Annotated in this window: 16 protein-coding genes; 11 read left to right on the top strand and 5 right to left on the bottom strand. The window is 69.7% G+C overall.

Translation table 11 applies throughout. The annotated features are described in order from the left end of the window. Positions 1-343: 343 nt before the first annotated feature. Together NBG84_RS40150 and NBG84_RS40155 are read right to left on the bottom strand one after the other, a co-directional pair. On the bottom strand, positions 344-439 hold the full coding sequence (locus tag NBG84_RS40150; RefSeq protein ID WP_250924688.1) for a type II toxin-antitoxin system RelE family toxin: 96 nt from the start codon (positions 437-439) through the stop codon (positions 344-346). A gap of 75 nt (positions 440-514) precedes the next feature. Continuing rightward, complete coding sequence (locus NBG84_RS40155) at positions 515-769, bottom strand: hypothetical protein (RefSeq protein WP_250924689.1); 255 nt, start codon at positions 767-769, stop codon at positions 515-517. A 140-nt stretch (positions 770-909) separates the two neighbouring features. Here NBG84_RS40155 and tap point away from each other — a divergent pair, with 140 nt between their 5' ends. From tap to NBG84_RS40205, 10 genes are all read left to right on the top strand, one after another. Then, a complete protein-coding gene (tap, locus tag NBG84_RS40160; protein ID WP_250924690.1) occupies positions 910-3,042 on the top strand; it encodes a telomere-associated protein Tap in 2,133 nt (710 codons plus the stop codon). A gap of 4 nt (positions 3,043-3,046) precedes the next feature. Then, a complete protein-coding gene (gene tpg, locus NBG84_RS40165) occupies positions 3,047-3,601 on the top strand; it encodes a telomere-protecting terminal protein Tpg (protein ID WP_250924691.1) in 555 nt (184 codons plus the stop codon). Positions 3,602-3,615: 14 nt separating this feature from the next. Then, a complete protein-coding gene (locus NBG84_RS40170; RefSeq protein WP_250924692.1) occupies positions 3,616-3,759 on the top strand; it encodes a hypothetical protein in 144 nt (47 codons plus the stop codon). A gap of 67 nt (positions 3,760-3,826) precedes the next feature. After that, a complete protein-coding gene (locus NBG84_RS40175; protein ID WP_250924693.1) occupies positions 3,827-4,117 on the top strand; it encodes a hypothetical protein in 291 nt (96 codons plus the stop codon). Continuing rightward, a complete protein-coding gene (locus NBG84_RS40180; protein WP_250924694.1) occupies positions 4,114-4,410 on the top strand; it encodes a DUF6247 family protein in 297 nt (98 codons plus the stop codon). Before NBG84_RS40175 ends, NBG84_RS40180 begins: the two co-directional genes overlap by 4 nt. Continuing rightward, positions 4,407-4,667 carry a hypothetical protein gene (locus NBG84_RS40185; protein WP_250924695.1) on the top strand — a complete coding sequence of 87 codons (261 nt, stop codon included), beginning with the start codon at positions 4,407-4,409 and terminating at the stop codon, positions 4,665-4,667. The genes NBG84_RS40180 and NBG84_RS40185 overlap by 4 nt, the downstream gene beginning before the upstream one ends. Before the next feature lie 424 nt (positions 4,668-5,091). Then, positions 5,092-5,541 (top strand): hypothetical protein, encoded by a 450-nt coding sequence (locus tag NBG84_RS40190; protein WP_250924703.1) that lies wholly within the window; start codon positions 5,092-5,094, stop codon positions 5,539-5,541. Between the two features lie 36 nt (positions 5,542-5,577). Next, on the top strand, positions 5,578-5,763 hold the full coding sequence (locus NBG84_RS40195; RefSeq protein WP_250924696.1) for a hypothetical protein: 186 nt from the start codon (positions 5,578-5,580) through the stop codon (positions 5,761-5,763). A gap of 54 nt (positions 5,764-5,817) precedes the next feature. Next, a complete protein-coding gene (locus NBG84_RS40200) occupies positions 5,818-5,970 on the top strand; it encodes a hypothetical protein (RefSeq protein ID WP_250924697.1) in 153 nt (50 codons plus the stop codon). Positions 5,971-6,204: 234 nt separating this feature from the next. Next, the gene (locus NBG84_RS40205; protein ID WP_250924698.1) at positions 6,205-7,326 is read left to right on the top strand and encodes an IS630 family transposase; all 1,122 of its coding nucleotides are present in this window, start codon (positions 6,205-6,207) and stop codon (positions 7,324-7,326) included. A gap of 4 nt (positions 7,327-7,330) precedes the next feature. On the opposite strand, the gene NBG84_RS40210 is transcribed toward NBG84_RS40205, so the two are convergent. After that, complete coding sequence (locus NBG84_RS40210; RefSeq protein WP_250924699.1) at positions 7,331-7,798, bottom strand: hypothetical protein; 468 nt, start codon at positions 7,796-7,798, stop codon at positions 7,331-7,333. Positions 7,799-8,259: 461 nt separating this feature from the next. Between NBG84_RS40210 and NBG84_RS40215 the strand changes: the two genes are divergently transcribed. Continuing rightward, positions 8,260-8,418: a hypothetical protein gene (locus tag NBG84_RS40215; RefSeq protein ID WP_250924700.1), complete on the top strand. Its 159-nt coding sequence runs from the start codon at positions 8,260-8,262 to the stop codon at positions 8,416-8,418. Between the two features lie 331 nt (positions 8,419-8,749). Here NBG84_RS40215 and NBG84_RS40220 read toward each other — a convergent pair whose 3' ends face one another. Then, positions 8,750-9,220, bottom strand: a complete 471-nt coding sequence (locus tag NBG84_RS40220) for a helix-turn-helix domain-containing protein (RefSeq protein ID WP_250924701.1) — start codon at positions 9,218-9,220, stop codon at positions 8,750-8,752. Continuing rightward, positions 9,217-9,726 (bottom strand): hypothetical protein, encoded by a 510-nt coding sequence (locus tag NBG84_RS40225; protein WP_250924702.1) that lies wholly within the window; start codon positions 9,724-9,726, stop codon positions 9,217-9,219. The genes NBG84_RS40220 and NBG84_RS40225 overlap by 4 nt, the downstream gene beginning before the upstream one ends. Positions 9,727-10,456: the final 730 nt, after the last annotated feature.

Here is a 10,456-nt window from a genome sequence, read left to right on the forward strand (position 1 = left end):
CGGCGATGGCGCTGGTGGCTGTTACCCCGGGGACCTCTTCCGCCCCGCGTTGCGGGGATGGTCCGTCCCTACCCCAGGGACTACAAGTCCCTACCCCGTCGGCCCCGCGCTGCGGGGGTTTCCTGCTGAGCGGCTGTTGTGGGCGCTTTCGTACCGCTGTGGGTGGGCCTGCCTTGGGGGTCCCTGGCTGGCAGCCGGCGCCAGGCCAGGTTCTGGCTGCCAGCCCGCGGCGGTTCCGGCGGAGATGGGCCGGGTGACGGAGCCGCGTCGGGACGCGCCTTAATGTTCCCCTGCCGTGCGGCCCGGGCTGCGGCGACACACCAAAAGGCAAAGGGGGGCGGGGTCAGCGGAGGCGTCCGAGGTGTATGACGTTGACGCGGATCTGCCGATCGGTGATCTCGTAGAGGACGCGGTACTGGCCGACATGGATGCGCAACATGTCGCTGCTCCCGAACGCGCCCGTCGGCCGTGGTCGGTCGGCGAGGCGGTGAACACCTGCCGTACCCCGGCTCGGTCACCCGGGCGGGCGGTCCGTTTCCGCGGCGAGGGTGCGGGCGGCCTCTTTCAGCGAGAGCCGGGCGGCGGGGGTTCCCGCAGGGGTGTCCCAGTAGGGGTGGGCGGCGATCCGGGCGGACAGGGTGAGGAGCCGGCGGCGGTGCGCGGCTGCGCCCGACGCGCTGGCAGCGGTCCCGGCGAGGTACCGGTAAGTGCGGTACCAGGCGGTCTGGGTCTCCAGGAGGTCAGTGGGGAAAGTGTGCTGTCGCGCCATGGCCCAATTAGATCGCATGTTCGATTTTCAGCGCAAAGGCGCCACGCCTCCCGCTCGACAAAGAATCCGAACAGGTTAAAAAGTGGGCTAAAAGATAGGGTAAACAGTGCTAGGGTGAGGGCACGAAAGGAGATCCACCCATGGCATCCGAGGAAGAACTGTTTGCGAACATCGACGCATTGCTGGAGGAGGAGCCGCAGCTCCCGCCCCCGGCGGAGCGCGCCCGGCTGCGTGAGGCCGCCGGCATCACCCAGGCCCGCCTCGCGACCGCGCTGAAGTCGACCGTGCAGACGGTCAAGAACTACGAAAACGGCAGGAGCGAGCCCAAGGAGCCACGGCTGTCGGCGTACCAGCGGTTGCTGAACGGGTGGGCCGCGAAGTACCCCGCCCACGGAGCTCCCGCCGCCCCGGCACCCGCCGCCGCGCCGCAGCCCGCCCCGGTCCCGGACACCTTCACCGGCGCCGCCGCGTCCGAGCCGACCGACACCATCACCCCCGCGCAGGCCCCCGCCGCCCCGGCCGCGCCGGAGCGTCCCGCCCGTCCGGCCGCCCGCCCGGCGACGTCGTCGCGTCGTCCGGCGGCGAAGAAGGCCGCGCGCCCGGCTGCCGATCCGCGGTTCCCTCACGGCCCGCTGGCCGTCCTGGACGGCGACGGTTCCGCGTACGCGGTGGGCGGCGTCGTGCTGGACTGCCCGGCGACCACGATCCCGGAGCTGGTGGAGTGGACGCTGCGCGAGTCCGGGATCGGCGCGCCGAAGCTGAACCGGTACGGCAAGGACTCCGACCCGCTGATCGTGCTCACCGCGGCCGCCGCCGTGAAGCTGGGGCTGCCCGAGCGCCTGGAGGGCCACGAGCAGCGCCGGTCCCTGCGCCTGGCGGAGGACCATCCGGTGGTCAAGCAGGTGGCGAAGGCGAAGTGGCAGTTGACGCAGCGGGGGTTCGGGCCGTGGGCCAGGGTCTACCGCAAGGCGCAGGGGCGCGAGCGGCAGTGCGTGCAGCTGGCGGTCCTGTCCTGGGACGCCCTCGATGCCCGGTCCTGGCCCGGCGTGAGCGAGATGGAGCCGGCCGACATCGCCCGTGTCCTCGGCGTCTACGCCCAGCGGGTCATCACCCCGCGCGGCTCCACCGCCGTCTCTGGCCTGGAGCTGATGACGGCGCTGCGCCCGCCCACCAAAGCCGTACGGGATGAGGAGTCCGGGAACTGGGTCTCCGGCCGCAACCCTGGCTCGCTCGGCGTGGAGCCGATGGACCCGGCGCCGCCGGAGGCCACCCCGGAACACCCCGTGGTCGTGAACTCGGGTTGGAAGGGTGGTTTCCTGAACGAGGAGGCGTACCAGTGGGTGCGGTCGGTGGACACCCTCTCGGATGAGGAGTGCACCCTGCCGTACGCGGTCGGCCTCGACCTCAACACCGCCTTCCTCGCCGCCGCGGCCCGCCTGGTCGTCGGCCTCAGCGGCCCGGACCACTTCCACGCCCCGACGTTCAACCCGAAGATCCCCGGGAGCTGGCTGGCCGACCTCTCCCACATTGAGCTGGACCCGCGCCTGCCCTCGCCGTTCACCCCCGACGGCACCCGGCCGACCGGCCCCGCCTGGTACCAGACGCACACCCTCGCCTACGCCCAGGAGCTCGGGCACGACGTGCACCCGATCGAGGCGTACCTGCGCCGCGAGACCGGCGCGTACCTCGACCCGTGGCACGACCGCCTCAGAGGCGCCTACGTCGACACCCTCGCCGACCTCGGCGTCACCAAGGACCTGTCAGACGCGCAGTTCCTGGCGGCGATGGAGCAGCACAAGCAGAACGATCCGGCCCTGGCCGCTGTCCTGTCCGCGATCAAGGCCACGGTGAAGGGCGGCGTCGGCAAGCTCCGCGAGCGCCCCCAGGGCAAGCACTACAAGGACGGCGAGACGTGGCCGGCCCTCTCCCGGCCCACCTGGCGCCCCGACATCCGGGCCGCCGTCATCAGCAAGGCCCGGGTCAACATGCACCGCAAGCTCAACAACATGGCGAAGATGACGGGTCTGTACCCGCTCGCCGTGCTCTCCGACTGCGTCGTCTACCCCTCGCCGGGTGCGTCGCCGCTGGACTTCCTCCCCTACGCCGCCTCGGGCAAGCCGCAGCCCGGCGGGTTCCGGCTCGGGCCCACCCCGGGCCTGGCCAAGCTCGAAGGGGTGCAGTCGATGCTGTGGGCGGTCGACCTGATGGAGAAGGGGCTGAACCCGGCCCGCCACATCAAGGGCGGCGACGCCGTCCTGGACGAAGGAGAGTAGAGCCGTGGGGGAGATCGAGGACGCCATCGAGCGCGCCGACCGAGAAGGCTTCACCCGCCAACCGCCCAAGACCCTCCAAGGCCGCATCAACTACCTCCTGCGCCAACTCGGGTCCGCGATGGCCGTCGCGGCCGAGCTCGGTGTCACCGCGGACTCCGTGAACCGCTACCGGCGCGGCGCCCGCAAGCACCCGCCCAAGGACATCGCCTCGAAGATCGACGACGCCGTCCGGTCGCGCTGGCAACCCCAAGTCCGCAAACGCCGCCACAAGCAGGCCGCCGCCACCGGCATCACCGTGGAGACCCGCGCCCGGTTCGGCTACACCGCCCCGGTCGGCACGACCGATGACGGACGGTTCCGACGCCTCACCGTCCGCCTCCCCGCAACATACGCGCAGAGACTCTTCGACGCCCGCAACACCGGGGCCAGCGACCAGGAAATGCGTGGGATCATCGCCGAAGGGTTTAAAGAAGTGTATTTCCAGGACGGCGGCGGTCGCGCTATGGGACTGTCGGACGTGGAAATCAACGATATCGATTACCTCGATCTGGATTACTGAATACGGAGCCTTTCGTGGCGAGCATCAATTACCCGTACCCGGACCCGAAGAACGACGCCGAACGCGCGGCGAACCGCCAGGCCGCCGACGACTACCAGCGCCAGGAGGAAGAGGACGCCGACTTCCTCGACTGGGAGGAGGAGCTGGGATGGCGCTGACGGAACTCCAGGCCCTCGGCTTCGGCCACATCATCCGGCCCCCGCACCCCGGAGGAGGGATCTGCCCATGACCGCATCCACGGCGATCCGGCGCGCGTACGGTGAGGTGACGACCCGCCGGGAGGACACGATGAGCGCGCAGCCCGACCACGCCCCTCCCCAGGCCAACATTGCGGCGTACGCGCATCCGGACCTGGCCGGTGTTCTGCTGTGCCGCGAGCACGGCGAGGGATGGTCCGGGCTGATCCCGCTCGCCTCACACGACCTGCCCTACGCCGGATTCTGCAGCTGGGGAACCGACGACGATGTGACGGTGTGCGGGCGCTTCATTGGCAGGAAGAGGAGGAACCGTAAATGAGCGCGCAGCCCGAGGAAGCCCCCGCCCCGCCGGCCCCGGGCGCCGCCGCCCAGCTGCTCGCACAGCTGCGCGCCGACGGCCGCGCCGAAACCTGGGTGCCGGCCTTCGAGCGGGACTGGGCCAAGGCCCTGGACGACTCCCGCCACACCTACAGCCTCACCCCGCTCCACGACGTCGTACGCACCTGGCAGTTGCGCGTCGCCGCGGCCCCGGCCGTCGACACGTACATGGATTCCGGGCGTGACGAGTCCGGCTTCGTGGACCTGGACGACGTCCTCGGCGCCCGCCGGTGACTGGTGGACCGTGGGCAGTTCGCCTGTCGGCCCAGGCCGCCAAGACGCTCACCGAGCTCCCCGAGCACGCCACGGAGATGGTTCGCGACGTCCTGGACATCGCGGCGCGCTCCCCGTGGGGCTGGCCGCAGTGGAACGCCGGTGACCCGGAGGGCGAGGACGTCCGCGCCGCGTCGGTCGGACAGCTGTCCGTCGTCTACGTGATCAACCGGCTCACCCGCCACCTGTCCGTCCTGGACATCATCTGGATCGGGTAGTCACCCGGTGACAACGCCCCGGCTCCCTGGCACTCGAATTGCCAGGGAGCCGGGGCGTTTCGCATCGTAGCCACCGCCGTACCCTCCAGTTGCCACCCGGGCGGCAGCCCGTATCCAGGACCGTATCCACCCGGTCACCGGGTGGCCGACGACCGGCTCGGGGCCGCGTGCGTCCGACGGCCCAACCCCAGGACCCGGAGCCGGGGCGGCACCCGCTTGTCTCCCCCTATGACGCACCGTCTCGCGAGCGTGGCACCGCAGCTCCGGCGCAGGCGGCCCGCGCACGGCAACCGGGCGTGCGCCCCGCGATGTTCGGCCAACCCCCGCAAAGAGCCGTAACAGTGCGCACCCGAGCCAATACCATCGGTGCTCGCCCGTCCGGCCCCAGGGCCGGGCTCCCGCCCACGACCCTCAGCGGAGCAGCATGAGCAACAACCCGGTGGTGCCCACCACCAAGCCGGTCCCGCCCCCGTTCTCCGTGCCCACCCCGGACGAGGACGCCACGGGGTCGGTGGTCATGGCCACCATCGTCGCGGGCGTTCTCTGCGCGGTCATCTACCTCGGCTCGATGACCTACACCCTCGCCCACCACCGCACCTGGCACGATCTGGTGGCGTTCTTCGTTTCCGTGGTGTTCGCCGCGGTCGCGCTCCTGTCCACGGTCCCCCTGCTGATCGCCCGCAAGGCCGGCTCGCTCGCCCTCCCGGGCCGCTCGATCCTGTGGGGAACCTGTCTCGCCCTCACCGGTCTCCAGTTCACCGCCGCCGTCATGGGCCCCTCCGTCTTCACTCTGTCGACCCTGATCGGCATGACGACGATCCTCGCCGTCGCCTGCTTCGCCGAACTCGCCGGCCGTGCCCTGGCCGACCTCTGACACCCACCAACCCCGCCGTCCACGAGAAGAGGCCCCATGTCCCAGCTGCGCCGCCGCCGCTGGCTCTACTCCCCGATCACCTCCTGGCAGGCCCGCCACATCGCCAGGGTCACCGGCACCGACCATGACGCCGCGTGGGAGAAGATCCGCACCACCACCCACCCCGAGGAAGCCGTCTTCCACAAGCGGCGCACCCCGCCCGATCCACCCCAGGGCCTGTGAGGCTGTCAGCCTCACAGGCCGTTTCCGCAGGCAGACGGGTCGAACTGTGAGGGTGTGAGGCGAGAGTTCGCGGCCGTGCTTCCACACGCCCTGGTGGTGCCCGCCGACGCGGAGGACGATGGAGTCATGGGCGAGCACACCGAGGACCAGGAGCACGGCGCCGAACCGGCGAGGCCGCCGCTGACCGTGCCCGTGCCCGGGAGATGACGGCCGGGCTGCGCGAGGCGATGGACGACGTCCGGCGCACGGTCGCGGTCCTCGCCGCCCGCGTCCGCGCCGCCCACGCCGCCCGCGTCTGGCTCCCGCTCGGGCACAGCAGCTGGGAGTCGTACGCGACGCTGAGTTCGACATCAGCCGCGCCTAGTGCTGTGACCGGGAAGGTTCGCCGGGTTGCTCGTCGGGCTGGTTGGAAATGCTTTCCCGGACCAGTGGGGAGGCGGGATGGCGCAACCGGTTCGGGTTCGTGGGCTGACCGAGCAGGAGGGGCAGAAACTCCAGCACATCGTCCGGCGAGGCAGTACCAGCTCGGTGCGGTTCCGGCGGGCGATGATGCTGCTGGCCTCGGCCGGCGGCAGCACGGTCCCGGTCATAGCCCGTCTGGTCCAGGCGGACGAGGACACCGTCCGCGAGGTGATCCACAAGTTCAACGAGATCGGGCTCGCATGCCTGGACCCTCGATGGGCGGGAGGCCGTCCCCGCCTTCTCGATCGTGATGACGAGGATTTTGTCGTCCAGACGGCCACCACCCGCCCGACCGTGCTGGGCAAGCCCTTCACCCGCTGGTCCATCCGTAAGCTCGCCGATCACCTGCGCAGGAACATAGCCCGGCCCGTCCGGATCGGCCGGGAGGCTCTGCGGTGCTTACTGACCCGCCGCGGGATCTCCTTCCAGCGCACGAAGACCTGGAAGGAGTCCCCTGATGCGGACTTCGACGCCAAGCTGGCCCGGATCGAGTACGCGATCAACGAGCGGCCGGACCGCACCTTCGCGTTCGACGAGTTCGGCCCGCTGGGCATCCGCCCCACCGCCGGCTCCTGCTGGGCAGAACAAGGCAGGCCTGACCGCCTGCCGGCGACCTACCGCCGCACCCACGGAATCACCTACTTCCACGGCTGCTACTCCGTCGGCGACGACCAGATGTGGGGGATCAACCGGCGGCGCAAGGGCATCGACCACACTTGGGCCGCGCTGCGATCTATCCGCGCCGCCCGCCCGGACGGCGCCCCCATCTACGTGATCCTCGACAACCTCTCCGCCCACCTGAACTGGCGAATCCGCAGGTGGGCGACCCGGAAAAAGGTCGAGCTGTGCTTCACCCCGACCTACGCGTCCTGGGCCAACCCCATCGAAGCCCACTTCGGACCCTTGCGGCAGTTCACCCTGGCCAACTCGCACCATCCCAACCACACGGTCCAGACCCGGGCTCTGCACGCCTACCTGCGCTGGCGCAACCAGAACGCCCGCCACCCCGACGTCCTCGCAGCCCAACGACGCGAACGTGCTCGCATCCGCAGTGAGAAGGGTATTCGCTGGGGAGGGCGTCGCACCACGATGGCGGCCTGAGCGACTACACCTGCTCCTGATACACCCTGATCTCGGTCGGCTTGAGTCTGTGGATCGTTGCCCAGGCCGCTCGCTCGGTCAGTCCTTGAGCCCACTCTTCGAGATCGCCTCCGGCATCGTGGAAGAACCACGAGTCGAAGCTTCCGAGGGCCTCCAGGGCGGGTGCGACGCCGTATCTGAGCTCGCAGTGGACCTGAAAGTAATGGTCGTGATCACCGTCGCTGTCGGAGATCTCGAACTGCCGGGTGAGGTCCAGCGTGAACGCCGGAGGGCCGTCGAACGCGTGGGTCCCGTACTGGAACAGAAGACCGTCAGCGTCGGGTGTGTCCGGGACGTCGAACAGCCGTCGGCCAAATCGGAGGAAGGCAAGCCAGAGGTCTTCCGTGACCAGATCGTCAAGCGCTCGCTGCCCTGACCCCAGTTCGTCCTCAAGCGATCCCACGGCCTCGTCCATCCCCAGTCTCCGCGTCATGCCCGACCTCCTCGTCCACCGCGGCCTCGCTCAGCGTACTGACCCCGGTGAACCTTCCCGGTCAGAGCACTAGGCGTACCGGCTCCTCGACGTCGCCCGCACCCTCGCCGCGATCCACGCCGCCATCGCAGCCGGCCCCGACCTGTCCCGCACGCGAGACAACGACCCCGGCGCCGCGGCCGCACTCGACTACGGCCTGTCCCAGCGGGCCCTGATCGCCGTCTCCGGCCGTACGGACACCGTCGCGGAGATCATCACCCGCCGACTCGCCACACTCGCCCACAGCGGCCTGACGGCCCTCGACACCGCCATGGTGCGCGCCGTGGTCCGCCAGGCCGTCCGCGACGTCCGCACCGCCCCGCCACCGCGGCCGCCCAGTCCGCCCGGCGGACCCGACCGTCGCCGCGCTGCGCCGCGTCGTCGGCGACCTCGCCGCCAGCAGCCACGCGATCGGGGAGCTGATGCTCCAAGTCGCCCCGGCGTACCTGTCCGACACCGAGGCCGCCGACGTCCTGGCCCTGCTGTGCGACCAGATCGGCGAGCCCCTCGACCACGGCCTCGCGGCCCGCCGCTACGCCATGTCCGGGGACCGCCGGGCCCTGTCCGGCACCGTGCTGTAGCCGCTGCTCCTGGTGCTGCTGCTCGTGCTCCTGGTGGTGGACGTCGGGTGCAGCATGGCCGTGTTCGGGGTGCAGCGCAGCATTTGCCTGGGCCGGGCGGGACAAGGGTGCTGCACGGGTAGCAGGCAGGCCCAGCCGGTGCAGCGGCGACATCTGCTGCGTGCAGCAACGTCGTGCTGCTCTGCGAGCCAGGGACAGCAGCAGGCCGTTCCAGAAATCTGGAACGGACCGGTTCACCTGCTGCTACCGGCCCGGGTGCGCCCGGCCGGAAACGGCGACGGCGCCCTCCCGGTCGGGGGGCGCCGTGGTGCTGCGCAAGGTGCGGTTCGGGTCAGCCGGCTAGCCGGAGGGCGGGCCGTACCTCGGGGGCGGGCGCGTCCTCACCGCCGTCCGGGTCCGGGTCGAAGTCGGTGCCGGTGCGCCCGTCTCGCACGCGCGGCGGGCGGATGTCGCCGACGGGGAAGTTGATGGGCCACACGTGCGTGTCCGGGGCCGCGATGTGGTTGGTCATGTGGGCGAGCGACTCGTATCCGGCCAGGAGCGGGTGGATGAGCAGTGTGCCCTTGCGCTGCCGCTCGCTGATGATGCCCTTGTCGCGTAGCTGCCCGATCGCACGGGAGACCGCGGACTGCGAGAGGCCCAGACGCTGGGCGAGTTCCTGCTGACGGATGTGGACCAGGCCGCCGGGCTCCTGCCGGGCGGTCAGCACGTCGAAGATGTCCCGGGCGGTCGCCGACAGGCACGCATTGGGCAGGACCTCATACAGCTGCGGGTTGTGGAATCCAGCAATCGGGCTGCTCATCGCGAGGTCTCCTTCTTCCGGACCGTCGGAATCTCGATCTGGTGCTCCAGCAGAACCTTCTGCAGCGACACGACCAGCGTCCGGTGGTGGTCGCTGCCCCACCCGTAAGCGTAGAGCGGGTTGAGCCGGTACAGCCCCCGCTTCTCCTTCCAGGTGAAGTTATGTCGGGTGAGCTCCCCGATGGCCTTGCTGACCTTGGTCTGCGAGCAGCAGAAGTGCTCGCCCAGCTTCGCCTGGGTCGTCTCCACCAGGGCCTGCTTGTCGTGGTGCGTGACCAGGTAGTCCAGCACGTCCCGGGCCACCGTGGTCAGCCGGAACTTCCACAGATTCGCCTGCAACACGTCCGAGACGCTGGAGTGGTTCGTCCCGTAGAACGCGTAGGGCCGGCGCTTCCGGTCGTAGGTGAAGCTCCCGCCCTTGGACAGCTCGTTGAACTTGCTGAGCAGGGCAGCGGCAGATTCGAGGCCGTTGACGTAGTCCTGCTCCAGCTCCGGCGCAGGAGCCAATGGCGACGTCCTCGCGGGCGTCGGCGCACTGCTCCTCAAGGGCTGGGCCACTGGCTCTCCTTCATGATCACCGAGGCGCATAACATACCTCACGAGTGATGTTATGAGGGAGATCTATTCACTTCCGGCGTGTCACTAGTCAGGAGAGATCTAGTCGGCTAGGCCGCATAGAACTCCGCCCGCTCGACCGCGATCTATGCGTGCTGGGGAATAGATCTTTTGCGTTTTCGCAGGTCACAGCTCCGCGCCTATCTGATCTTTAGAGCGCGCGCCCCCTACAGGCTGCGCTGCAGCCTCGCCGCTCCATGCAGCGGCGAGGCTGCAGCCAGGCGGGGGAGGCCGCGGATCCATCCGCCAGCTGCTGAGCGTCGGCTCCTGGACGGGGCTGAGGCGGCTTCTCGGACAGGATGCGGACCCTAGACGGCACCAGCGGAGCTGCGTCTCGGGTTGTACCGGTCGTGACGCTCAAAAGCATGGAGGCGTGGCCGGTCTTGGTGGTGGGCTCCGCCGTACGGCCTGGCGGCCGAACGGCTCATGTACCTCCGCATGCCGAATCTCGGCATTCCCATATCGGGCTTCCGTTCTGTGGCTAAGCTATTCAGGGCCGCGCAATTCTGAATTCATCCGGTGAGTAGGCGGGGCCCGGGTGGTGCAGCCGGAGCCCAAACACTACACAGCCACATCGCTTGATGCATCACGTTGGCTGCGTGTTCGCTCGCTCGGGTGATGC

The sequence above is a fragment of the Streptomyces albipurpureus genome, assembly GCF_023701525.1.
Taxonomy (GTDB): Bacteria; Actinomycetota; Actinomycetes; order Streptomycetales; family Streptomycetaceae; genus Streptomyces; species Streptomyces albipurpureus.